This window comes from Micromonospora sp. CNB394 (assembly GCF_000374985.1).
GTDB classification, from domain to species: Bacteria; Actinomycetota; Actinomycetes; order Mycobacteriales; family Micromonosporaceae; genus Micromonospora; species Micromonospora marina.
In genome coordinates, this window is sequence record NZ_KB895837.1 from 39204 (window position 1) to 63063 (window position 23860).

Consider the following 23860-nt stretch of genomic DNA (forward strand, 5'->3'; position numbering starts at 1 on the left):
CAGCGCAGCCGGCCACCCACCCCGCCCGGCGTGTCCGCCGGGTGCTGGCAGTCGTGTGCCTGCTCGTCGTGGCCGGGCTGCCCGCCGGGTCGTCGGGCGCCGGCACGACCGGCACGGGAGTGCTGCGGGTGCTCCAGATGAACCTGTGCAACAGCGGCCGGGCCGGCTGCTACTCCGGGCGGGCCGTCCGCCAGGCCGTCGACGTGATCGCCGCCGAGGCGCCCGACGTGGTCACGCTCAACGAGATCTGCCGCGACGACGTGGTGACGCTGGAGCGAACGCTGCGGGCCGCGCGGTCCGGCGGCACCGTGGTGTCCGCGTTCCAGGCCGCAGGTGACCGGCCCTCCGGTGGTCCCACCCGGTGCAACAACGGCGAGCCGTACGGGATCGGCCTGCTGGCCCGCCTCGACGACGGTGACGCCCGGCCGTCGGTGCACCGGGGGACCTATCCGGCGCAGGACCTCGCAGACCCGGAGGAACGGGTGTGGCTGTGCGTCCGGGCCGCCGGGCTGCACGCGTGCACCACGCACCTGGCGAACACCAGTGCCCAGGTCGCGCTGGCCCAGTGCGGGCAGCTGCTCGGCACCGTGGTGCCCGGGGTCCGGGGCGACGCGGTGAGCGCGCCGACCGTCGTCGGCGGTGACCTCAACCTGCGTGCCGGCGGCACACCGGACGTGCGGTCCTGCGTGCCGGTGGGCTACCGCCGGATCGACGACGGGGCCCGGCAGCAGATCCTGGCGTCGAGCGGCGTGACGATCTGCTGCCGCCGCGCGGTGGACATGCGCGGTGCGACCGACCATCCGGCACTGCTGGCGACCATGATCCGTTCGTGGTCACCGCCGCCACCGGGACTGTACTGACCGCCATCGGGACGCGCGGGGTGGGCGCACGGAACGATCCCGGTGACGGTGGGAGCGGCCGCCGTACCCAGTCGCATGCCACCTGGCACCAGGTAGCGCGCGCCGATGCTGATCGCATTGGCGAACACCAGCGCGATCGCCAGGATCACGACGCACGCAGCGCTGTCCGGGCGCCCGGCGCGCTGCTCGGGACCGTCGTCGTGGCGGCAGGACGCCGGGCGTCGGTGGCCGTGGCGGACACGGCGGGTACACCCCAGCGCGATCACGGCGAGTAGAGCCGTGGGGTACAGCCTCGAACCTCGTCAGGACCGGGCGCACGCTTGATGGCGCCCGCGCCGCTGGTTATGCTCCGCGCAGCGTCGCGTGCCGGTGGCAGACCGTGTCAGGCATGGAGGCGCCGGATCGAAGGGAGTACGACGATGACACTCGTCGTCCCTTCGCCCCCGCCTCATGGCTGAGGGCGAACAGACCAGGCTGGTGGCCTGGAGCCGCGAGATGCGAGCCGTCCACGGGCGGCTGCGCGAGGCGCTGGAGGTGACCCGGCGGGCGCTCGCCGGCGGTGAGCCGGCCCGCCCGGCGACGCGTGACCTGCTGTTGTTCTGCCACGGGTTCTGCGCGGCGCTGACCGCGCACCACGAGGGCGAGGACCGGAGTCTCTTCCCGGCGATCGCGGCGCGGCATCCCGAGCTGCGCGACACGCTGGACCGGCTGCGGCAGGACCACTCAATGATCGGGTACCTGCTGACCGGGCTGAGCGCGGCGGTGGCCCGCGACGCCCCGCCCGGGGAGCTGGCCCGGCACGTGGAGGGAGTGGCGGCGATCATGGAGTCGCACTTCCGGTACGAGGAACGGCAACTGCTCACCGTGCTGGAGACGCTCTCGCTGGACGCCGACCCGGGCGACGTGTTCGGGCCGTTGTGACGGCGGCCGGGGCCCGGCGGGACGTGCACCGCCGGGCTCCGACCGGGCAGTCAGTCCAGGCCGCAGGTGGCGAGCGCGTCCAGGTCCGGCCGTTGGGCGCCGACCCGGTTGAACGCGATCTCGATGCGGTCGAGCGCCGCGACGCGCTTGCTGCGCAGCGGGCCGAGGACGGCGTTGTCGATGAACGCCGGTCCGCCCTCGGGGCGTACCGCGAGCCGGGCGAGGCGGGCGTTCGCCTCGGCGATCTGCTTGTCCAGCGTGGCCAGTTCGGCCTGCACCTGGGCCGCGGCAGCCGCCGGGACGTCCGGCAGCGTGACCCGGGGGCAGTCGACCGTCCGCGCCGCACCGCCGGCGTCGCCGTTCTGCCCCCCGGCGTCGCCGTTCTGGCCTCCCACGTCGCCGTTCTGGCCGCCGGTGCCGCCCTGGGCTCCGCCGTTGACGGCGCTCGGCACGCCCGGGGCGTTGAGCGAGCAGGTGGCGAGCGCGTCCAGATCGGGGCGCTGCGCGCCGATCCGGTTGAAGGCGATCTCGATCCGGTCGAGCACGGCGATCCGCTTGCTGCGCAACGGGCCGAGGATCGCGTTGTTGACGAAGTTCGGGCCGCCCTCGGGCCGGACCGCGAGCCGGGCCAGCCGCTCGTTCTGCCGGGCGATCTCCTGGTCCAGGTTGGCCAGCTCCCGTTCCACCTGGGCCGATGCCGCTGCCGGTACGGCGGGCAGCTTGTCGCGTACGGTCGGGCAGTTCACGGTCTGCGCGGCGGTGGTGGCCGGGCGGCCGTTCTCGCCCGCCGACGCCAGTTGCAGCCCACCGGCGAACAACAGCGCCGCGAGGACGCCCACCCCGCCGACTTTCAGGACCGCGGTCCTGCGCGTACCCCTGGTCATGCACCTCTCCTCTGGTCGACCGGGAGGGCCGGCGCGGCGGTTGCCGCCCCGTCTCCACGGTGCGAAGTGACGACTGGAGGAATCGTGCTCGTGCCCGCTCCGGCATCGCGGTTCCGGCCGATGTTCCGGTCGGCAGTGGATACGGACGGCGCGTCGGGATCGTTCAGTGCGACAGAGGTTTGACCGCCAAGCATCGAGGACTCCCTCGCGTACGGCAACGGCACGTTGAGCAACGGCACGTTGAGCAACGGCACGCAGAGCGGCAACGGTGACCGTAACGGCTTCAAGCTCGGCGGCGAGGACATCGCGGTGAACCACACCGTCCGGCGAACCATCGCGTACCGCAACGGCAAGCACGGGTTCACGTACAACCGCAACCCGGGCACCATGACGATCTCGAACAACCTGAGCATCGACCGCTGCGGCACGTACAACGGTGCCCTGGCCCGGTCCCTCACCACCGACGGCCGCCTCACGGTGACCCTGGGCGGCCGCCCCGTCTCCCTCTAGCTGCGGGTCGCGGCATGCCCGTTCGCGCCGAGTCATCTGGGTGAGCTGACAGGTGCCGTTCGAGATGGTCGATGCGGTCCTCGATCAGACCCGTTGTGTGCAGCGGCGGCGGCGTGCGGGTCTATCCCGCCTCCGGCTACTTCGTCACGCACCCGCCGCCGGAGCCGACGTTCCTGATCGGGTACGCGGCGCTGCCCACCGCCCGGATCAGCGAGGGAGTGGCGCTGCTGGCCGGCGCGGTACGGGAAGCGACGGCTCGGGTGAACCGGGGCCGGCGGAACCGGTCCCGCTGGGCGTACGGCACTGTGCAGTCGAACACCGCCTTGGCGGTGCGCCCGTCGGCGGACAGCGACCGGGAGTAGCCGGTGTGCTGGCTCGGGTCCAGCGGGAAGCCCTCCCGGTCGGCAAGCACCCGCAGGTCCTGGTCGGCCTGGAACCGGGTCACCATGGCCCACCACGATCCTGGTCGGACTCCACGTCGACGTCCTCGTCCACGCAGAGCACCAGCTCGTCTTCGCCCGGCTCGTGGACACCGGTGCGTTCGACCGGCACCTGCGCCGGCTGCGCGCCGAGTTCCAGCGCCGCGGCCGGGCGGTACGCCAGCATGTCGCGCGCCACCTGCCCGGCGTGGCGCCGCTCGACGCCAGCGGCGGTCTCCAGGCCTACCTGGTGCTGCCCCGTTGGTGCGCTGAGGAGTCCATGGTGGCCGCGGCGCCGGTCCGTGCTGGTGCGCGGCGGCCGGTTCTACGCCCTGCGCGCCGACGACCGGCCACCGGCACTGGTCATCGGGTATGCCGGGGTACGCGGCGCCGAGTTGGGACGAGGACTGGCCGGGGTCGCCGCCCCTACCGCGACGTCACCGCGCGCCACGAGACACGTGTCGACGTGCGGCGGGCCGCCGATTCCGACCGAAGGACCGGCTTGACAGCGTGATCGTCGCTTAGGTTAGCCTAACCTCCGTGACGAGCAGAACGGTGCGAGCCGACGGCTTGAGCGCCAACGACCTGCGGCTGGGCTACCACGGCACGACAGTGGTGCACGACGCCGCCATCACGCTGCGGCCCGCAGCAGTTACCGCGTTGGTCGGCCCCAACGGCAGCGGCAAGTCGACGCTGCTGCGCGGGCTGGCCCGCCTGCACCCGCTGGAGCACGGCGAGATCGTGTTCGCCGACGGCACGCCGGCCCGGGCGCTGTCCGCCCGGGACTTCGCCAGGCGGGTCACGCTGCTCGCACAGAGCCGCCCCACCCCCAGCGGGGTGACGGTACGGGACGTGGTCGGCTACGGCCGGCACCCGTACCGGCAGCGGTGGCGCGCGAACGACCTCGACGGACCGGCCGCGATCGACCGGGCCATGCGGGTCACGGGCGTCGACGGCATGGCCGGCCGTCCGGTCGACGAGCTGTCCGGCGGCGAGCTGCAACGGGTCTGGCTGGCCACCTGCCTGGCCCAGGACACCGCGATCCTGCTGCTGGACGAGCCGACCACGTTCCTGGACCTGCGCTACCAGGTGGAGATCCTCGACCTGATGCGCGAACTCGCCGACACCGCCGGCGTCGCCGTCGGTGTGGTGCTGCACGACCTCAACCAGGCCGCCGCCGTCGCCGACCAGGTCGTGCTCCTGCACGAAGGCCGGGTCCGCGGCGCCGGCACTCCGCACGAGGTGTTCACCGAGGCGGCGCTCACCGAGGCGTACGGCATCCGCGTCGAGGTGACGGTCGACCCGCTCACCAACCTGCTCTCCACTCGTCCCGTCGGTCGGCACACGACCCGCGTCTCCGCCTGACCGACTCCTGCCCACAGAAGAGAAACCGATGTTGCGTACCCGTCTGACCCTGCTCGCCGCCGCCGCGGCGGGCGCGCTGCTGATCGCCGGCTGCGGCACCACCGAGGAGCCCGCCGCCGCACCGTCCCCCTCCGACGCCGCTCCCAGCGGCCCGGTCACCGTCACCGACAGCCGGGGCAAGACCATCACCCTCAAGAGCCCGGCGAGCAAGGTCGTCGGCCTGGAGTGGGGCGAGGTGGAGATGCTCGTCGGCCTCGGCGTGATGCCGGTCGGCGTGGCCGACCCGACGGGGTACGCCACCTGGGTGACCGCCGCCCCGCTCGACCCGGGCGTCAAGGACGTCGGCACCCGGGGTGAGCCGAGCGTCGACTCGATCGTCGCCCTCCAGCCGGACCTCGTGGTGATGGAGGCCGAGCGCGGCTCCGCCGTCGTCACCCAGCTGGAGAAGTACGTCCCGGTGCTGGTCACCAAGGGCAGCGACGCCGCCGACAACATCGGCCGGATGCGCTCGGACCTGAAGATGATCGCCACCGCGACCGGTCGTACCGAGCAGGCGGACAAGCTGCTCGCCGACTTCGACGCCGCCCTCGCCGACGGCAAGAAGAAGATCGCCGACGCCGGTGCGGCCGGCGAGCAGTTCGCCTTCGCCGACGGTTGGAAGGAGGGCAGCACCGTCTCCATCCGGATGTTCGGCCAGGGCGCGTTCGTGTCCCAGCTCGGCATCCAGCTCGGCCTCGAGAACGCCTGGACCGGCAAGACCGACGAGATGTGGGGCCTCGGTCAGACCGACGTCGAGGGCATGACCGTCCTCAAGGGCCAGGATCTGCACTTCTTCTACAACGCCTCGGACGGCACCGACGTCTTCGCCGACGGCCTCGCCGGCAACGCGATCTGGCGCTCCCTGCCGTTCGTGCAGCAGAGCAAGCTGCACAAGATGCCCAACGGCATCTGGACGTTCGGCGGCACGCTGTCCGCCAAGCAGTACATCGACGAACTCGTCAAGGTCTACACGGCTTGAGCGCGATGACCGCCCCCGCTCCACCGGGGCCGGCCACCCGGCCGGCCCCGGTCGGGCCGCCGCCCGCCCGGCGCAGCCGGGTCGCCGCCGCGTTCACCCTCGCCGCGGTGCTGCTCGTCACGATCACCGCGGTGCACCTCACCCAGGGCACGTCGTCGGTGGGGGCGCTGGACCTGCTCCGGCTGCTCACCGGCGGCGACGACGAGACCGCCCGGGTGCTGGTCGCCTCCCGTCTGCCCCGGCTGCTCACCGGGCTGGCCGTCGGTGCCGCGCTCGGTTTCGCCGGTGCGGCGTTGCAGTCGACCACCCGCAACCCGCTCGCCTCGCCGGACACGCTCGCCGTCAACGCGGGCGCGCACCTGGCGATCGTCGCCACCGCCGCGTTCGGGATCGCGCTGCCGGCGCTGCCCGCGGGCGGGCTGGCGTTCTGCGGCGGCCTCGCCGCCGCCTCCCTGGTCATGCTGCTCTCGGCCGGCGGCCAGGCCGCCACCACCCGGCTCATTCTCGCCGGCTCGGCCACCGCGATGGCGCTGGCCTCGCTGACCATGCTGCTCCTGCTGCTGTTCGAGCAGTCCACCATCGGCTTGTTCGCCTGGGGCAACGGCTCGCTCGTGCAGGGCGACCTGGTCGCGTTCACCCAGCTCGCCCCCGTGATCGGGGTCGCAGCGCTGCTGCTGGTGGCGCTCGGGCACCGGCTGGACCTGCTCGCCCTCGGCGACGACACCGCCACCGTGCTCGGGCTCAACGTACGCCGTACCCGGCTCTGGGTGGTGCTGCTCGCCGTGCTGCTCTCCGCTGCGGCGGTCACCCTCGCCGGGCCGATCGGGTTCGTCGGCCTCGGCGCTCCGGTGATCGTCCGGCTGCTCGGCCGGTGGGTGCCCGAGGTCCACCGGCACCGCATCCTGATGCCGCTGGCCGGCATCGTCGGCGTCGTCATCGTGCTCGGCTCCGACGTGCTGCTGCGCGCCGTCCTCGGCGGGCAGGCCGGTGTCGACGTGCCGACCGGCGTGGTGACCACACTCTTCGGCGCGGTGCTGCTGATCTGGTTGGCCCGCCGTCACCGCGACGCCGGACCCACCCGGCAGGCGCCGGGCGGCCACGCGGCAGTCCGCTCCCGCGGCTTCGTCGCGGTCGTCGTCGCGGCCTGCGCGGTCGTCGTCACCGCCGCGCTGGTGCTCGGCATGCTGGCCGGGGACACCTGGGTGCTGCTCGGCGACATCGTCAACTGGGTGCAGGGCCGCACCGGCCCGGCGTACACATTCGTGCTGGACGCCCGCTGGCCGCGGGTCGCCGCGGCACTGCTGGCCGGCGCCGCGCTGGCCCTGGCCGGCACCACTGTGCAGGCGGTGTGCCGCAACCCGCTCGCCGAACCGGGCATCCTCGGCATCACCGGCGGCGCCGGCATCGGCGCGGTGTCGCTGCTGACGTTCGCGCCGATGGCCGGCGTGCTCGCCCTGTCCGGCGCCGCCGGTCTCGGCGCGGTCGCCGCGTTCGCGCTGGTCTACGGCCTCGCCCGGCGGCGCGGCCTCAACTCCGACCGGCTGGTGCTGATCGGGTTCGCGGTCTGGCAGGGCGGTACGGCGATCATCACGTTCATCGTGGTCTCGTCCGACCCGTGGAACACCGGCAAGGCGCTGACCTGGCTGTCCGGCTCCACCTACGGGCGTACCGCCCCGCAGGTGTTGCCGGTGGCGATCGCGCTGCTGGTCGCGCTGCCGGTGGTGGCCGCCGTACGCCGCGAACTGGACCTGCTCGCGCTCGACGACGACACGCCCCGGGTGCTCGGCGTCCGGCTGGAACGCGCCCGGCTGGTCGCGCTCGGCGTGGCGGCGCTGCTCACCGCCACCGCCGTGTCGGCGGTCGGCGTGATCGGCTTCGTCGGCCTGGTCGCGCCGCACGCCGCCCGGGCACTCGTCGGCGGGCGGCACACCCGCGTCCTACCGGTCGCGGTGCTGCTCGGCGCCACCCTGGTCAGCCTCGCCGACACGCTCGGCCGCAGCGTGATCGCACCCGCCCAGGTTCCCGCCGGTCTGGTCACCGCCATGATCGGCACCCCGTACTTCGTCTGGCTGCTGTGGCGTTCCCGCGCCGCGGCCGCCGCCCGTTGACCCGTTCACCGACGCGCCGCCCGGCGGCCGTGAGAGGAATGACGCATGACCAGCACCCTGGCCGTCGCGCCCTGGCGAGTCTTCTCCGTGGAGGTCCGTGCCCTGCGCCGGCTCGGCCGGTCGTTCCTGCGGGTGACGCTCACCGGCCCGGACCTGGACCGGTTCGCCGACAACGGGTACGACCAGCGGATCAAGCTGGCCCTGCCGCCGGTCGACGGGGCGCCGGGGGAACTGCCCGACGGGCCGGACTGGTTCCCGCGGTGGCGTGAGCTGCCGGACGGGCTGCGCAGCCCGATCCGCACCTACACCGTGCGCGCCGTCCGGCCGGAGGCGTACGAGGTGGACGTGGACATGGCGCTGCACGGCGACGGCGGCCCGGCCACCCGCTGGGCGCGGCGGGCCCGCCTCGGCGACCGGATCGCCGTGGTCGGCCCCGACGCCGGGTGGGACGGCCCGCACGGCGGGGTCGAGTTCCAGCCGCCGGCCGGCGCGACGCTGCTGCTCGTCGGCGACGAGACCGCCGCACCGGCGATCTGCGCGATCCTGGAGCGGCTGCCCGCCGACGCGCGCGGGCACGCGCTGGTGGAGGTGCCGGAGACCGGCGACGAACTGCCCTGCGCGGCACCGGCCGGCGTCACGGTGACCTGGCTGCCCCGCGACGGCGCCCCGCACGGCAGCCGGCTCACCCCGGCCGTGACGAGCCTGGCCGCCCGGCTGGTGCCCGTACCGGTGGCGGCGGCCGTCGCGCCGCTGGCCGAGGTGGACGTGGACCGGGACCTCCTCTGGGAGGTGCCGGAGCGGCCCGACGGCGCGGCGCTCTACGCCTGGCTGGCCGGGGAGGCGGCGGTGATCCGCGGCCTGCGCCGCCACCTGGTCACCGAGCGGGGCATGGACCGGTGCGCGGTGGCGTTCATGGGCTACTGGCGGGCCGGCCGCGCGGAGAACTGATCGGCCGCACCGGGTGCACCGGTGGAGCGGGCCGGCGCGCCAGGCGCGCCGGCCCGCTCCGTCATCCGCGTGGCGCGTACGGGGCGAGCGGATTGACCAGGGTGCCGGCGAACTGCAACGCGGCCGCCGGGTCGGACAGGTCCACCATCTGCTGGTTGTTGCGCAGCTGGAGCCGGTTGAGGCAGGACAGCGTGAACTCCGGCGCGAACAGGTCGTGCCGACGCATCCGGTCGGCCAGGTGCGGCACCGTCGCGGCGTAGTCGGCGGCGCACTCGGCCACCGTGCGCCAGAACCCGTCCTGGTCGAGCACGCCCTGGGTGTGCAGGGCGGCGCTCAGGTGCCGCAGGAAGCAGTCGAAGACGTCGGTGAAGATGGACAGGATCTTCTCGTCCTCTCCGATGGCGGCCCGGATCCGCCGCACCCGCTCCGGCAGGTCCGCGTCCGGGTCCATCACCACGATCTCCTCGGCGATGTCCTTGAACACGACCCGTTCCACCACGCCGCCGTCGAGCACCAGGATGACGTTCTCGCCGTGCGGCATGAACGCCAGGTCGTAGGCGTACAGGCTGTGCAGCAGCGGCACCAGGTAGGCGTCCAGGTAGCGGCGCAACCAGTCGGCCGGGGCCAGCCCGGACTCGTCGATCAGCGCGGCCGCGAGCGACCGGCCGCCGGAGTCCAGGTGCAGCAACGAGGCCATGGTGGCCAGTCGGTGCCCGGGCTCCAGTCCCGGCACCGGGCTCTCCCGCCACAGCGCCGCCAGCATCTTCCGGTACGGGGAGTACCTGTCGGTCGCCGCCTCGTACTGCCGGTGCCGGTAACCGATCGCGGCCCGCTCCCGGATGATCGACAGGCCGGTGCGCTTGAGCACCGGGTCACCCTCGATCAGCCCGGCCAGCCAGTCGTTGATGGCGGGCGTCGCCTCCATGTACGCGGCGGACAGCCCGCGCATGAAGCCCATGTTCAGCACCGACAGCGCGGTCTTGACGTAGTGCTTGGCTGGGTCGGTGACGTTGAAGAAGGTACGGATCGACTGCTGCGCGAGGTACTCGTCCGGCCCTTCGCCGAGGCAGACCAGCCGGCGCCGGGCCACCTCACCGGCGAACGTGACGGCCAGCTTGTTCCACCACTGCCACGGGTGCACCGGGAGGAACAGGTAGTCGGCCGGGTCCAGGCCCAGCCCGGTGAGCGTGGCGGTGAACCCGGCCAGCGCCTCCTCGCCCAGCTCGGCCCGGACCAGCGTGTCGTAGTCCAGGTCGTCGGCGCAGGTGAAGGTGGTGTGGTCGCGGTGCGCGGCGAGCCAGAGCAGCCGGACCGGCGCGGCGGCCTCCGGGGCGTACGCGTGGTACTCGTGCACGCCGAAGCCGATGCGGCCGTTGTTGGCGACGAAGCAGGGATGCCCCTCGGTCATGCCGGTCTCGATCTCCTGGAAGCCGGCGGCGGCCAGCTCGGCGGCGCTCAGCGCGGGCTTGGCGAGCTTGTACGCGGTCCCGGCGAGCGTGGAGGTGATCTCCTCCAGGTAGACCGGCAGGATCGCGTCGGTGAGGCCGAGCGCGCCGCGCAGCTCCACGCACAGGTCCACGGCGTCGGGCGGCAGGTCCGCGCCGTCGCGGCGGCGCACGATGCTGTCCGCGTCGACCTGCCAGTGGTCCAGTGCCAGCCGCTGCGCGGCGAACCGGTACTCGACGGTGCCGTCGTCGCTGCGGACCAGCCACCGCCCGGGGCCGTCGGGCTCGGGGCTGATCAGGCGCTCGTGGGCGAACTCGGCGAGCGCCTTGCGCACCAGCAGCCGGTTCGCCGTCGCCCACGCCTCGGGGGTCAGATGGTCCACTGATGCGCTGGCGTTCACGCCGGTGCCCCTTCCTCGGTGACGGGCGCGCCGGTGGCGGCCCGGAACTGGTCCCGGGTGCAGACGCTGAGCAGCGCCTCCTTCTCGGGCTTGCGGATCGGGCCGGCGACGGTGAACCCGACCGCGGCGTTGAGCGCGTGCACGGCGGTGTTGCGCACGTCCGGCTCCACCACCACCCGGCGCGTCGCCGGATCGGCGAACAGCCAGGCCATCACCGTGGTGATGACGGCCCGGGTGAAGCCGTGCACCGGCGTGCCGGCCGGTGCGCAGAGGAAGTGCATGCCCACGTCGCCGGGCTCCGGGTCGTAGAGGCCGGCCAGCTCGACGTGGGCCGGGTCGTACCGCTCGGCCAGGAACGCCGGGGTGCCGCGCCACGATCCCAGGTACGCGTCGTGGTGCGGGTGGTCGGCGATGCGCCGGTACTCGGCGGCGACGGCGGCCACGTCGGCGTCCTGCATCAGCCAGAACGCGGACTTGGGATGGGTGACCCAGCGGTGCAGCAGCGCGGCGTCGGCGTCCGGGTCCAGCGGGCGCAGCGTGAACTCGCCGAGCGCGTCGTCGACGCGGGTGAACCCGGTCATGAGGGCATTCCGGCGGGCGCGCCGAACTCCTGGAACGCGATCGCCTTCTCGATCGGGTAGTACTCCCGGCCGGTCATCTCCCGGATCAGCCACGAGTTGCGGTACGGGCCCATGCCCAGGTCGGGCGAGGTGATGCTGTGCGTGTGGGTGCCGCCGTTCTGGAGGAACACGCCCCGGCCGGTGTGGTCGACGCTGTAGTTGCGGGCCACGTCGAAGCGGCCGTGCGCGTCGAAGCGGAGCCGGTCGCGTACCGGTGTGAGGAACTCCGGCACCCGGTAGTGGTAGCCGGTGGCCAGCACCAGCCCCGCGGTGTCGAGCGTGAACGCGCGGTCCTGCTCGGTGTGGCGCAGCCCGAGCCGGTAGCGGCCGTCGGCGTACGCCGCCTCGACCAGCTCGGTGTTCGTCAGCAGCCGGGTCGGTGCCGGGCCGTGCAGGCTCTTGGCGTACAGCAGGTCGTAGATGTCGTTGATCAGGTCGGCGTTGATGCCCTTGAACAGCGGCTTCTGCGCGGCCTCCAGCGCGTAGCGGGTCGGCTCGGGCAGCGCGTGGAAGTAGTCCACGTAGTCCGGCGAGGTCATCTCCAGCGTGAGCTTGGTGTACTCCAGCGGGAAGAACCGGGGCGAGCGGGTCACCCAGGTGAGCTGGTAGCCGTACGTGTCGATGTCGCCGAGCAGGTCGTGGTAGATCTCGGCGGCGCTCTGGCCGCTGCCGACGACGGTGATGCTGTCCTTGGCCCGCAGCGCGTCCCGGTGCTCCAGGTAGCGCGAGTTGTGGATCATGTCACCGCCCAGCCCGGCGCAGGCCGGCGGCAGGTACGGCGGCGTGCCGGTGCCGAGCACGAGGTGCCGGGCCCGGTGGGTGGCCGGCCCGTCCGGGGTGTCCGCGTGCACCACGTACCGGTGGTCGGTCTCGTCGTACTCGACCGCGGTGACGCTGTGCCGGAAGCGCAGGTTCGGCAGCTTGGCGGCGGCCCAGCGGCAGTAGTCGTTGTACTCGGCGCGCAGCGGGAAGAAGCTCTCCCGGATGTAGAACGGGTAGAGCCGGCCGGTCTCCTTGAGGTAGCTCAGGAACGAGTACGGCGAGGTGGGGTCGGCGAGGGTGACCAGGTCGGCGATGAACGGCGTCTGTAGCCGGGTGGATTCGAGCAGCATGCCGGGATGCCAGTCGAAGCTGTCGCGGGCCTCCAGGAACAGGCCGTCGAGGTCGTCGATCGGCGCGGTGAGGCAGGCCAGGCCGAGGTTGTAGGGGCCCAGCCCGACGGCGATGAAGTCGTGGGTCGGCATGTTCTCGTTCTCCTCGGCGGGGGTCAGACCGGGCAGGACAGTTCGGCGGCGGCCGCGGTCCGGGCGTACCAGGCGGCGTGGTCGGCGATGAGGTCCAGCACGTAGGCGATGTCGTCCACTGTGGTCTCGGGGTTGAGCAGGGTGAGCTTGAGGTGGTGGGCGCCGTCGACCTTGGTGCCGGCGACCAGGGCCGCGCCGGAGGCGGCGAGCGCGTCGCGGGCGTGCAGGTTGGCCTCGTCGATCAGGCCGGGCGTGAGACCGGGCTCCCGGTATCGGAAGACCACGGTGCTCAGCTGCGACGGCGCGGCCACCTCGAAGCGCGGGTCGGCGTCGAGCCGGCGCCACGCCTGCGCCGCGAGGTCGACGACCTGGTCGAACAGCGCGCCGATCGCGTCCGGTCCCATGATCCGCAGGGTCAGCCAGAGTTTGCACGCGTCGAACCGGCGGGTGGTCTGGATGCTCTTGTCGACCTGGTTCGGGATGCCCTGCTCGACCGCGCGGGCCGGGTTGAGGTAGTCGGCGTGCCAGGTGGCATGGCGCAGCACCCGGCCGTCGCGGACCAGCAGCGCGCTGGAGCTGACCGGCTGGAAGAACGACTTGTGGTAGTCGACGGTCACCGACGCCGCCCGTTCGATGCCGTCGAGCAGGTGCCGGCGGGTGGGGGAGACCAGCAGCCCGCATCCGTACGCGGCGTCGACGTGCAGCCAGACGCCCGCGGCGGCGCAGATGTCGGCGATCTCCGGCAGCGGGTCGACGGTGCCGAAGTCGGTGGTGCCGGCGGTGGCGACGACGGCCATCACCACCTGGCCGTCGCGGTGGCAGCGGTCGATCGCGCGGGTCAGCTCGTCGGTGCGCATCCGGCGGCCGGCGTCGGTGGGCACGGTGAGCACCGCGTCGGCGGCCAGGCCGAGCAGCTTGGCGGCCTTCTGCACGCTGAAGTGCCCGGCCGCGGAGGTGAGGATGCGCAGCCGGGAGAGCACCTGGGGCCGGTCCGGCCGGGTGGCGGCGCCACCGACCACAGTGCGGTACGCCTCCTCCCGCGCCAGCAGCATCGCCTGGAGGTTCGACTGGGTGCCGCCGCTGGTGAACACGCCGTCGGCGGTCGGCCCCAGCCCGATGCGCCCGGCCGTCCACTCGATCAGGCGCCGCTCCATCAGCGTCGCGCCGGCGCTCTGGTCCCAGGTGTCCAGCGAGGAGTTGACCGCGCTGAGCACCGCCTCGCCGAGCAGCGCCGGGATGACCACCGGGCAGTTCAGGTGGGCGAGGTAGCGGGGGTGGTGGAAGTACACCGCGTCACGCAGCCACACGTCGTGCAGCTCGTCCAGGGCGGCGTCGGTGTCGCCCAGCGGCCGGTCGAGGTCGATGGCGTCGATGAGTGGCGCCAGTTCGCCGGGCGTGACGCCGGTGAACGGCCGGTCCGCCTCGCCCACCCGGCGGGCCACCCGGTCGACGCCGCGCGCCAGCACGTCCCGGTACCGCCCGAGCGAGCTGGCGTTGAACAGGTGGCCGCGTGCCGCGGCGGCGGCGCGGCCGGTGTCGGCGGGCGCGGCGCCGGTCGGGCTCCCGATCGAACTCATGCGACTTCCCAGCGTCGTACGGACAGGATGTGCGGCGACAGCCGCGACGATCAGGTTAGGTTAGGGTGCCCTAACTATCAAGCGCGAGTCGGGGTGCCTGGTCCCACACCCGCCGTCGGTTGGCGTCCCACACGTGTCGCGGTAAGGTCGCCCTCGGTTAGGGGAGGTTATCCTAAGTTGACTGTCGAACGGAACCGTCGCCCGGCGCGCCGGGGCGGCGCGGCACGATGACGAGCGTCGATCGCGACAGGTGGGGTGTGCCCCAGTTGTGGGCCGCCGACGTCGACGCGCTGGCGCGTCTGCAGGGACGCGTCGCCGCGCTGGACCGGGCCTGGCAGATCAGCGTCGAACGATGGCGGGCCGAGGGCCGCCTGGCCGCCCACGTCGGCCCGGCGGAGCTGGCGTGGGACCGGTTCGCCCGCCGCGTACGGCTGGACGACACCGCCCGGCGCTGCTACGAACGGCTGGAACCGGACACCCGGCGGTGGGTCGAGGCGTACGTCGACGGGGTCAACTCGGGACTCGCCGAGGGCGCCGCCGCCGCGCCGGAGTTCGCCGCCACCGGTACCGGGCCCGAACCGTGGCAGCCTTGGTCGCCGCTCGGCGTCTTCCTCGTCCAGCACGTGCTCTTCTCCACCTTCCCGAACAAGCTCTGGCACGCGCACGTGGCCCGGACGCTCGGACCCGGTGCGACCGGGTTGTTCGCGGTCGAGGGACCGGCGTCGGCGGGCAGCAACGCCTGGGCGCTGCCCGCCGACCCGGCCACCGGGCGCGGCCCGGTGATCGCCGGTGACCCGCACCGGCTGCTCGAACTCCCCGGCGTCTACCAGCAGGTCCGGCTGGCCTGTCCGGAGTTCGACGTGGTCGGCCTCGCCTTCCCCGGCGTGCCGGGCGTGCCGCACTTCGGCCACACCGGCCACGTGGCCTGGGCCGTCACCAACGCGATGGCCGACTACCAGGACCTCTACCGCGAACGGCTGCGCCGCGACGGCGACCGGGTGCTGGTGCGCGACGCCGACGGCTGGACCCCCGCCACGCGCCACGTCGAGGAGATCGAGGTTCGCGGCGGCGCCCCGGAGCCGGTCGAGGTGATCGAGACGCCCCGCGGGCCGGTGATCGACCACGACCGGGTCACCGGCGAGGCGATCGCGCTGCGCACCCCGAGCCGGGTCGAGGCCCGCCTCGGCTTCGAGGCGTTGCTGCCGCTGCTGCGCGCGCGGCGTACCGGCGACGTCGCCGACGCGCTGCGGCACTGGGTCGAGCCGGTCAACAGCGTGCTCGCCGCCGACACCGGCGGCGGTGTCCGCCGCCTGGTCGCCGGCCTGGTCCCGGTACGCGACGAGCGGTGCCGCCGGGAACCCGTGCCCGCCTGGGAGCCGCGGTACCGGTGGCGGGGCGACTACCTGCCGCTGGTCGACGAGCCGGTCGACGGCGTGGCGGTCTGCGCCAACGACCGGCGCGACGACGTCGCAGCGCACGGTGCCGACTTCGCCCCGCCGCACCGGGCCCGCCGGATCCGGGCACTGCTCGCCGAGGGCGCCGGGTCGTCCACTGTGCACACCGACGACCGGCTCCCGGCCGGCCCGCTGCACCGGCTGCTCGATCGGCTGGACCCGGACCGGTTCGACGAACCCGCCCGTGCGCTGCTGCTGCGGCTGCGCGGATGGGACCGGGCGATGGCGGCCGGCTCGGCCGAGGCCGGCGCGTACGCGGCCTGGCGGGCGGCGCTGGCCCGGCGGTTGCGCGTACACCCGAGGTTGCGTGCCCTCGACGAGCCGTGCGGATTCGACGAACTGTTCGCCCCCTGGACCGGACCGGCGGCCCGGATCGGCCTGGCGCTGGACAACCTGGCGGCCCACCTCGGCGCCGACGTCGTGGAACCGGCCGCCGAGGCGCTGGCCGAGGTGGCCGCCGGTCCGGCGCCCGGCGAGTGGGGCGGCCGGCACGTGCTGCACCCGGTGCACCTCGGCGTCGCGCCGGCGGTCACCGACGCGGTGACGGCGATGCGGCAGCGGGTTGCGCTGGCCGGTGACACCGACTGCGTGCTGGCCACGTCGAGCGTGCCGGGTTTCTCCGACGCCTGCTGGCGCGGCCCGGTGGCCCGCTACGTGTGGGACCTGGCCGACCGGGCGGCCAGCCGGTGGATCGTGCCGTTCGGCGCCTCCGGGCGCCCCGGCGACCCGCACTTCGCCGACCAGCTGGCCCACTGGGCCGCCGGGACGCTGATCCCGGTGCCGGCCGGCCCCCTGCCGGGAGACGAGACGACGTGATCCACGGATCCCCGGCCTCGGCGAGCCGCCGCGGAGGCGTGACGCTCCCGGCCGCGTCCCGGCCCGGCGCGGAGCCGGTCGGGACGACCGGGCCGTCGTGGACCGGGCGGCCATGATCCGGTTGGTCGAGGGCGCGCCGCCGGGGAGCACCGGCTCACCCTGCGCGCCGAGCGGCGCGGCCTCCGCGCGTACGTCTTCACGTTCGGTCCCTGACCCGGCCCGAGGGGATGCGGGCCGCCTTCCGGTCCCGGCGCTCGACCGGCGGATGCGGCCGGGCCGGGGCGCCGCCCGGCCGCATCGGTACCTCCGCTGTCAGACCTCGGTCAGCCGGACCGCGTCGGCGATGACCAGTCCGGCGGCGGAACTCCACCGGCTGACCGCGACGCGGTTTGCGTCCCCGGCCGGCAGCGTGAACGTGCCGAGTGAGCGCCACTGCCCGCCGGTCGCGCGCTGGTCGACCGCGACCGTCCGGTTGCCGGTGGTCGTGGCGACGATGTACGGCGTGGCCGCGTTGTAGCCCGCGTTCGCCGGCCACCACGCCTCGACCCGGTAGCTGCCGGTGCGGGGGACGTTGAACTTGTACCAGGCCGCGTCGCTCGCGGCGACCGGGTCCGCGTAGCGGTAGTCGGCGCCGTAGCGCTGCCCGGAGTACGTCGAGGTGCCCCAGTTGGCGCTGGCGGTGAACCGGCCCGCCGTGGCGTTGTCCACGATCGACGTCCAGCCGGTGCCGCCGCCGGCCATCTTGGCGGCCACGTCGGCGCGCATCGTGTTCAGGTCGATGAAGGACGGGTCGATCTTGCCGGTGGTGCTGGTCTCTCGGTGCCCGCGGGCGTAGCTGGAGTCCCGGCCGAGCCGCTTGAGCACGGCAGCGGTGGCCGCGATGCTGGCGTTGTACTGGGCGGTGGTCATCTGCTGGTTGACGCCGTTGTAGTCGATCTCCCACCCGATCATCAGGGTGTTCCCGTCCCCGGCGGGGATGGGGCCGCTGCCGCCGCTGGTGCCGGCGTGGTTGCACCGCCCGGCGGAGATCACGTGGAACACGCCGTGGTAGTCCACGAGGGCCTGGCAGAGCGGGCCGGGCAGGTCGGAGCGGCCGTTGACGCAGATGTTCAGCGCCGGGTGCGGGTTGGAGGCGCTGGAGGTGGCCGCGGTGTGGTGCCAGAGCACACCGATCGGGTCGAACGAGCCGGGGCGCATCCGGTTGAGCCAGTCGCCCTCGACCACGACCTGCACACCGGCGGCGCGCAGCACGTCCACCAGCCAGGGGATGGTGGCCATCACTGCTCCCCGAGAAGGTCGGCGAGGCATTCGGCCTTCGGCGCAGCGTGCGCCGTACCGGGACGGACGGCCACGGCGAGGGCGGCGGCCACCAGGGCGGGTACGCCGAGCAGACCTCGGCGTCGCATACGGGGGGATCGTGACGTGGGCATGGCGCTCCTCGGGTGTCGGCGCCTCACCAATCGACGGAGGTGAGTGCGGGCACGCTATACCGATGCCGGCCCTCTTGTCGATACTCTTCAATGACCGTTTCCAGTGTGAAAACTTTCGCCACCATCATCTGTCGTCATCCGTCGATGCGTGGTAGAAATCCTGCCCAAGTCTCGCCGTCGAGCGAGGAATCCTTCACAGGAGGGGCGCCGATGAGAGCGATCACCTCGGCCCTGACGCTTCTCGCCGTGGCCGTGGCCGTGGCCGTGGCCGTGGCCGTGCCGGCGCCGGCTTCGGCCGTACCGGCCCGCGCGGGGGCACCGGCTGCCGCCCAGGCACAGTCCGCCGCCGAGCCGCCGGCCGCCGCAGCCGCGATCGGACCCCAGCCCGGCACCTTCACCGGCAAGGGCTTCGACACCTGCACCGCGCCGTCCCAGGCCGCGATGGACGCCTGGCTGGCCGCGTCGCCGTACCGCGCGGTCGGCGTCTACATCAGCGGCGCCAGCCGGACCTGCGCCCAGCCGAACCTGACCGCGACCTGGGTCGCCGACCAGACCCGCAAGGGCTGGCGGCTGATCCCCATCGAGCTGGGCTACCAGGCGCCGTGCGGCACCCGGACGCCGAAGATGTCCGCCGATCCGGCCACCGCCCGCGGACAGGGGAGGACCGCGGCGGACAGCGCGGTCGCGGCGGCGCAGGCGCTCGGCATCGGCGCCGGCAGCACGCTCTACAACGACATCGAGCAGTACCCGTCGACCGCCTCCTGCCGGGCCGCGGTGCTCTCCTTCCTCTCCGGCTGGGTCGAGCGCCTGCACACGCGCGGCTACCTCGCCGGCATGTACTCCAGCGGCTCGTCCGGCATCACCGACGTCTGCGGCGCCTACCACGACACCCGGTACCTGCGCCTGGACCAGATCTGGATCGCCTGGTGGAACGGCGTCGCGGACACCGACGGGGGCACGTACTGCGCCGACGACCGCTACGCCGACCAGCAGCGCCTGCACCAGTACGCCGGGGACGTCACCGAGACGTGGGGCGGCGTGACCATGAAGATCGACCGAAACTACCTGGACGTGCGGGCCGGCGCGCCACCCGCGTCGTGGAGCGTCACAGTCGACAACGCCACAGCGGGCGGGTTCACCGCCGGTGCGGCCTGGGGCACCTCCGCGTACTCCGGGCAGCGCCACGGCGCCGACTACCGCTTCGCCGCGCCGGTGGCGGTCAGTGACGTGGCCTGGTTCCGGGCGACACTGCCCGCGACCGGTGCCTACGAGGTCTCGGTGTGGTACCCCGCCGACCCCGGCTACAACGACCGTACGCCGTATCTGGTGGCCACCACGACCGGTAACCGGCCGGTGGCGGTCGACCAGCGCACCGGCGGCGGACGCTGGGTCTCCCTCGGCGTGTTCACAGTCGCTGGCGGTACCGGGGACAAGGTCGGGGTGAGCCGCTGGAGCGCCGGCGCCGGCTACGTGGTCGCCGACGCGGTCCGCATCACCCGGGCCTGAGCCTGCCACCGCCACGAGCCGGCCCCGCCGAGGCGGGGCCGGCTCCCGGCGTCCGGCTCAGTTCAGGTGCGCCAGCAGGGCGGTGGCCATGCCCTGCTCCCCGCGGGCGTTGGGGTGGAACGGCGCGGCGGCGTTCTGCGGCACCAGTCCCTCCACCCAGCGGGTGCCGCTGCTCCTGCACGCGTCCCGCCCGATCGACGGGGTGTAGACGTCGGCGTAGCTGGCGCCGCCGGCCGCCGCGGTGTCGGCCAGCATCGTGTTGAGGGCCTTCTGGACGCCACGCAGGTACGGCACGTCCTGGTAGGCGATCGGCACCACCGGCCAGCAGCCGTACCCGCTGTCGGGCAGGATCGCCGGGTATCCGAGCACCACCACGCGCGCGTTCGGCGCGGCCTGGCGGACCGCCCGCAGCACGGCTGCCACCTTCGGCGCGGTCGCGGTGATCCGGGCCCGCAACTGGTCGGTGCCGCCCGCGGTGAACCGGTTCTTGCAGGGCGAGCCGAGCGGGCTGCTCACGCTCGCCTCGGCGCAGTCACTGATGATGCCGGAGAAGCCGATGTCGTTGCCACCGATCTGGACGGTCACCAGCGCGGTGGTCGACGTGACGGCGTTGACCTGCGGCGGCAGCGCGATGCCCAGCACGCCGTCGCCGCCGTACAGGATGTCCTCGGTGGTGGCTCCGGAGCAGCTCACGTCGGCGAACGACGAGGAACCGGCGGACGCGGCGACCAGGGACGGGTAGTTGCGGTTGGAGCGCAGGCAGTTCAGGTCGACCTGGGTGGGCACGAGCGGGGCGGAGGTGTAGGAGTCGCCGAGCGCGACGTAGCGCCCGGCGGGCGCGGCGGCGACGGCGGGTGCGGCGACGGCGAGCAGCATGCCGGCGGCGGCCGCGACGAGCGCGGTCATCCGGCCGGCGGTCCGCAGGAGCGGCAGGCGGGGACGGTTCATGGGGCCCTCCCGGAGGGGTCCTGGTGGTGGTGCTGGGATTCTGTCCGCGCCCGAGGCGTGCGTCAATATCGACAAACCTCATTAAAGAGCAGTCCATGATGTGGTGCGCAGCCGTGCGCCCGGACGGCCGGAGGTGTCGTGTGCATCACACTTCTTGGCATCGCCGATGTCAGGTAAGGGGCGGTCGTCGGGCGGCTGATTCGTTGCGTCCCAACGGCCCCCGGGCCGTCACGCCCAAAGGGAGGCGGGGTGTCTGATCCGGGCGCGCACGTACCGCAGTGGCCCCGGCACGGCAGGTGAACAACGCATCGAACGTCGGCGATCGTGAATTTGCAGGCGTCACTACGCTGCGGGTTGGTTGATCGCCGGAACCACGGACGACAGGTGGAAGAACCTCAGATGAGTGACAATCACCCTCCCTACGGAGGCTATCCGGACCCGAACGCCGGAGCGTGGGGCAACCAGCCCGACCCGAACGCCCCGTACGGTGCCCAGCCGGGCTCCGGCATGCCCTACGGTTCGCAGCCGGCGTCGGGCGCCCCGTATGGTGCCCAGCCGGCGTCGGGTGCTCCGTACGGTGCCCAGCCGGGCTCCGGCGTGCCCTACGGTGCCCAGCCGGCGTCGGGTGCCCCGTACGGTGCGCAGCCCGCGGCGCCGTTCCCCGGCCAGCCGGGCTACCCCGGGCCGGCGCCGTACGCGCCCACCCCGCCTCCGAGCGGCGGCAAGAGCAAGGGGCTCATCGTCGGTCTCGCCGCCGGTGCGGTCACGCTGACGCTGCTGTGCTGCGGCGGCGGGCTCGCCTACGTCGCCTTCAACGGCGACGATGAGGACCCGACGCCGGTGGCCTCGGGCAGCGCCACCCCCGGACCGGACGGCAGCCCGTCCGCGACCCCCAGCACGAGCGGTCCGGAGTCGGGCGGTCCGGACGGGCCGTCCAACAACAACTCGCTGACGGCGCGTTACGCCAGCGAGATGTCGGCGGTCTGCGACGGGGGCGCGATCCTCAACGCCGCGCCGTACACCGCGCCCGCGGGCTCGAAGGCGTACGTCTTCTCCAACTCCCCGGACCGGCCGTCGTCCTGGTCGCAGAAGACGATCAGCTCGGCCAAGCCGTACTACGCGAGGTCGGCCGACTTCGCCACGGTGTCGGTCATCGGCTGCCTCAAGATGGTCGAGGGCAGCGAGGGCGCGCCGAAGAAGTGCCAGTACAAGAACAGCGAGGACAAGGTCGTCACGGTCGACTACATCTCCTCGCGCTACACCCTGACGTTCCACGCCGCCCAGACCGGCGAGAAGGTCGGCGACGGCGGCACGGTGACCGCGCCCGCCGCCCGGTGCCCGAGCTTCATCTCCTACAACAAGGTGACGATGAAGTCCTACGCGTCCCCGGACAGCGGCACCATCGAGGCCGCGCTGGACCGCTTCCTCAAGTAGCGACACCCGGATCGTGGTGTGCGGGCCGGCCGGCCCGCACACCACGATCGGCGGTTCCGGCCGCCGACAGTGGCCGGCCGTGCGCGTCCACGCACTCGCGGGCGAACAGACGCAGCAGTTCCGGCAGGTGGAAACGCTCGCCCGGATCGCCGGAGTCGACCGGCACCAGCAGGTTGTGCTGGATCAGGTGCTCCACCATCCGGTTGGCCTCCTGCCGGGGCAGGCGCAGGATCTCCACCGCGCTGGACGAGGTGATGGACGAGCCGGCGCGGGCCAGCGCGTGCAGCGCCCGGCGGGCGTCGACGTCCAGCGCCCGGTAGCTGACCGAGAGGCTGTCGCGCACCGAGATGTCCCCGACGGACAGCTCCGACAGCCGGTTCTCCTCGTCCTCCAGATGCGCCGCGAAGCCGGGAAGGGCGACGTCGGGCTGGGTGACGATCCGGCTGCCGACGATCCGCAGTGCCAGCGGCAACTGGTCGCAGGCCGCCGCGATCCGGCCGAACACCTCCGGCTGCTCCCGTACCCGGCGCTCGCCCGCGATCGTGGCCAGCAACTCCACCGCGTCGGCCCGGTCGAGCGCGCCGAGCGTCAACCGCCAGCCGACGTCCAGGTCCAGCAGGCGCTGCCGGCTGTTGATCAGCACCAGGCTGCGTCCCGCCCCGGGCAGCAGCGGGCGCACCTGCTGCGCGCAGTCGACGTCGTCGATGATGAGCAGGAGCCGGCGGCCGGCGAGCGCGCACCGCAGCACGGCCGAGCGCTCCCGGATGTCCTCGGACACGTCGGTCAGCGGCACACCCAGCTCGACCAGCAGCTCCCGGATCAGCTCCCCGCTGCCGCGCGGCGGCTCGTCGCCGCTGTCGAAGCTGACGAAGAGCTGACCGTCGGGAAAGAGGTCGGCCAGGTCGTATCCGCTGGTCACCGAGAACGAGGACTTGCCGACGCCCGGCGCGCCGGAGACGAGCACGACCCCGGCGTGCTCGTCGGCGTCGGCCGGGTCGGCGATCCCCTCGGCGATGGCGCGCAGCTGCCCGGCCGTGGTGTCCCGGCCGACCAGGGACGGCGGCTTCATCGGCAGGGCCTGCGGGCTCGGCGGGGAGCCGGGCGGCCCGGCGCCGACGACGGCCGGCCAGCCGGACGGTTGACGGATCTCGGCGGAGTCCGCGTCCAGTGCGGTCTGCAGGGCGCCCTGGAGGGTGGGCCCGGGGTCCACGCCCAGCTCGTCGACGATGCCGCGCCGGGCCTGCTGGTACGCGGCCAGCGCCTCGGCCACCCGCCCCTCCAGCGTCAGCGCGGTCACCAGTTGCGCCTGCCGGCGCTCGTCCAGCGGCTCCTCGGCCACCATCCGGCGCAGCGACGGGATGACCCGGGCCGGCTGGCCCAGCCGAAGGCGCAGGTCGATCAGCTCGGTCGTCATCTCCCGGTGCTGCTCGCGCAGCGCCGTGACGGTCGCGCCCAGGTCGGTGCCCAGATCCGTCAGATCCTCCAGCGGGTACCCGCCCCACAGCTCGACCGCGCGGTCGAACAGGTCGGCGGCGGCCTCCGGCCGGTCCCCGCGCGCGGCCCGGCGGGCCTCGTCGGCGAGCCGCCGGAACCGCAGCAGGTCCAGTTCGTCCTCGTCGACCCGCAGGTGGTAGCCGGTGCCGTCGTGGACCAGCCGGCCGGCCGAGTCGCCGCCGCGGTCAAGCGTTTGCCGCAGCCGGTGCACGTACGTGCGCAGGTTACGGACCGCCGACGTGGGCGGCGATTCCGGCCAGAGCCCGTCGACCAGCCGGGACGTGGCGACCGTACGCCCCGGGCTCAGCAGCAGCACGGCGAGCAGGAGGCGGGGTTTGGTGCCGGTGAGCGTGACCGGGCGGTCGTCCACATGAACTGTCAACGGGCCTAGCACACTGAACTGCATCGATGCATTCCCCCGCTCCGCAGTACCGTCCACAGTGTGGTGCACCGACGGA

21 protein-coding genes are annotated in these 23860 nt (G+C 73.4%); 10 read left to right on the forward strand and 11 right to left on the reverse strand.

Translation table 11 applies throughout. The annotated features are described in order from the left end of the window. Positions 1 to 41: 41 nt before the first annotated feature. On the forward strand, positions 42 to 860 hold the full coding sequence (locus C569_RS0116125; RefSeq protein WP_018786806.1) for an endonuclease/exonuclease/phosphatase family protein: 819 nt from the start codon (positions 42 to 44) through the stop codon (positions 858 to 860). Between the two features lie 450 nt (positions 861 to 1310). Next, positions 1311 to 1781, forward strand: a complete 471-nt coding sequence (locus tag C569_RS0116130) for a hemerythrin domain-containing protein (RefSeq protein ID WP_018786807.1) — start codon at positions 1311 to 1313, stop codon at positions 1779 to 1781. Between the two features lie 50 nt (positions 1782 to 1831). Here C569_RS0116130 and C569_RS0116135 read toward each other — a convergent pair whose 3' ends face one another. Then, positions 1832 to 2665, reverse strand: a complete 834-nt coding sequence (locus C569_RS0116135; protein WP_026268225.1) for a hypothetical protein — start codon at positions 2663 to 2665, stop codon at positions 1832 to 1834. Between the two features lie 225 nt (positions 2666 to 2890). Between C569_RS0116135 and C569_RS0116140 the strand changes: the two genes are divergently transcribed. After that, positions 2891 to 3175, forward strand: a complete 285-nt coding sequence (locus C569_RS0116140; protein ID WP_018786809.1) for a hypothetical protein — start codon at positions 2891 to 2893, stop codon at positions 3173 to 3175. Positions 3176 to 3311: 136 nt separating this feature from the next. On the opposite strand, the gene C569_RS0116145 is transcribed toward C569_RS0116140, so the two are convergent. Next, positions 3312 to 3623: a hypothetical protein gene (locus C569_RS0116145; RefSeq protein WP_018786810.1), complete on the reverse strand. Its 312-nt coding sequence runs from the start codon at positions 3621 to 3623 to the stop codon at positions 3312 to 3314. Further along, positions 3617 to 3793: a hypothetical protein gene (locus C569_RS34335; RefSeq protein ID WP_018786811.1), complete on the reverse strand. Its 177-nt coding sequence runs from the start codon at positions 3791 to 3793 to the stop codon at positions 3617 to 3619. Before C569_RS34335 ends, C569_RS0116145 begins: the two co-directional genes overlap by 7 nt. 356 nt (positions 3794 to 4149) lie before the next feature. On the opposite strand from C569_RS34335, the gene C569_RS0116155 reads away from it, so the two are divergent. The 4 genes from C569_RS0116155 to C569_RS0116170 are packed head-to-tail and all read left to right on the forward strand — an operon-like array spanning position 4150 to position 9033. Beyond that, complete coding sequence (locus tag C569_RS0116155) at positions 4150 to 4959, forward strand: ABC transporter ATP-binding protein (protein ID WP_018786812.1); 810 nt, start codon at positions 4150 to 4152, stop codon at positions 4957 to 4959. Positions 4960 to 4987: 28 nt separating this feature from the next. Then, positions 4988 to 5977, forward strand: coding sequence for an iron-siderophore ABC transporter substrate-binding protein (locus C569_RS0116160; RefSeq protein ID WP_018786813.1), 990 nt, complete (start codon positions 4988 to 4990; stop codon positions 5975 to 5977). 5 nt (positions 5978 to 5982) lie between these two features. After that, positions 5983 to 8085 carry an iron ABC transporter permease gene (locus C569_RS0116165; RefSeq protein WP_018786814.1) on the forward strand — a complete coding sequence of 701 codons (2103 nt, stop codon included), beginning with the start codon at positions 5983 to 5985 and terminating at the stop codon, positions 8083 to 8085. 45 nt (positions 8086 to 8130) lie between these two features. After that, positions 8131 to 9033 carry a siderophore-interacting protein gene (locus tag C569_RS0116170; protein ID WP_018786815.1) on the forward strand — a complete coding sequence of 301 codons (903 nt, stop codon included), beginning with the start codon at positions 8131 to 8133 and terminating at the stop codon, positions 9031 to 9033. A gap of 61 nt (positions 9034 to 9094) precedes the next feature. On the opposite strand, the gene C569_RS0116175 is transcribed toward C569_RS0116170, so the two are convergent. From C569_RS0116175 to C569_RS0116190, 4 genes are read right to left on the reverse strand one after another with little or no spacing between them, the layout of a single operon-like run. Then, complete coding sequence (locus C569_RS0116175; RefSeq protein WP_026268226.1) at positions 9095 to 10879, reverse strand: IucA/IucC family siderophore biosynthesis protein; 1785 nt, start codon at positions 10877 to 10879, stop codon at positions 9095 to 9097. Next, the gene (locus tag C569_RS0116180; RefSeq protein ID WP_018786817.1) at positions 10876 to 11460 is read right to left on the reverse strand and encodes a GNAT family N-acetyltransferase; all 585 of its coding nucleotides are present in this window, start codon (positions 11458 to 11460) and stop codon (positions 10876 to 10878) included. The genes C569_RS0116175 and C569_RS0116180 overlap by 4 nt, the downstream gene beginning before the upstream one ends. Continuing rightward, positions 11457 to 12743 carry a lysine N(6)-hydroxylase/L-ornithine N(5)-oxygenase family protein gene (locus C569_RS0116185; RefSeq protein ID WP_018786818.1) on the reverse strand — a complete coding sequence of 429 codons (1287 nt, stop codon included), beginning with the start codon at positions 12741 to 12743 and terminating at the stop codon, positions 11457 to 11459. Before C569_RS0116185 ends, C569_RS0116180 begins: the two co-directional genes overlap by 4 nt. A gap of 23 nt (positions 12744 to 12766) precedes the next feature. After that, the gene (locus C569_RS0116190; RefSeq protein ID WP_018786819.1) at positions 12767 to 14320 is read right to left on the reverse strand and encodes an aspartate aminotransferase family protein; all 1554 of its coding nucleotides are present in this window, start codon (positions 14318 to 14320) and stop codon (positions 12767 to 12769) included. Positions 14321 to 14547: 227 nt separating this feature from the next. On the opposite strand from C569_RS0116190, the gene C569_RS0116195 reads away from it, so the two are divergent. Next, on the forward strand, positions 14548 to 16590 hold the full coding sequence (locus C569_RS0116195; protein WP_026268227.1) for a penicillin acylase family protein: 2043 nt from the start codon (positions 14548 to 14550) through the stop codon (positions 16588 to 16590). Positions 16591 to 16902: 312 nt separating this feature from the next. Here C569_RS0116195 and C569_RS0116200 read toward each other — a convergent pair whose 3' ends face one another. Beyond that, positions 16903 to 17868: an N-acetylmuramoyl-L-alanine amidase gene (locus tag C569_RS0116200; RefSeq protein ID WP_018786821.1), complete on the reverse strand. Its 966-nt coding sequence runs from the start codon at positions 17866 to 17868 to the stop codon at positions 16903 to 16905. After that, a complete protein-coding gene (locus tag C569_RS34755) occupies positions 17868 to 17996 on the reverse strand; it encodes a hypothetical protein (RefSeq protein ID WP_018786822.1) in 129 nt (42 codons plus the stop codon). The genes C569_RS0116200 and C569_RS34755 overlap by 1 nt, the downstream gene beginning before the upstream one ends. A gap of 234 nt (positions 17997 to 18230) precedes the next feature. Between C569_RS34755 and C569_RS0116210 the strand changes: the two genes are divergently transcribed. Then, entirely contained in the window at positions 18231 to 19526 is a 1296-nt protein-coding gene (locus C569_RS0116210; RefSeq protein WP_018786823.1) for a glycoside hydrolase domain-containing protein, read from the forward strand. 57 nt (positions 19527 to 19583) lie between these two features. Here C569_RS0116210 and C569_RS0116215 read toward each other — a convergent pair whose 3' ends face one another. After that, positions 19584 to 20474, reverse strand: a complete 891-nt coding sequence (locus C569_RS0116215) for an SGNH/GDSL hydrolase family protein (RefSeq protein WP_018786824.1) — start codon at positions 20472 to 20474, stop codon at positions 19584 to 19586. A gap of 597 nt (positions 20475 to 21071) precedes the next feature. On the opposite strand from C569_RS0116215, the gene C569_RS0116220 reads away from it, so the two are divergent. Further along, complete coding sequence (locus tag C569_RS0116220; RefSeq protein ID WP_231394811.1) at positions 21072 to 21908, forward strand: hypothetical protein; 837 nt, start codon at positions 21072 to 21074, stop codon at positions 21906 to 21908. Here C569_RS0116220 and C569_RS0116225 read toward each other — a convergent pair. Further along, positions 21901 to 23808 carry an AfsR/SARP family transcriptional regulator gene (locus C569_RS0116225; RefSeq protein WP_051090495.1) on the reverse strand — a complete coding sequence of 636 codons (1908 nt, stop codon included), beginning with the start codon at positions 23806 to 23808 and terminating at the stop codon, positions 21901 to 21903. The genes C569_RS0116220 and C569_RS0116225 overlap by 8 nt on opposite strands. Between the last annotated feature and the right edge of the window lie 52 nt (positions 23809 to 23860).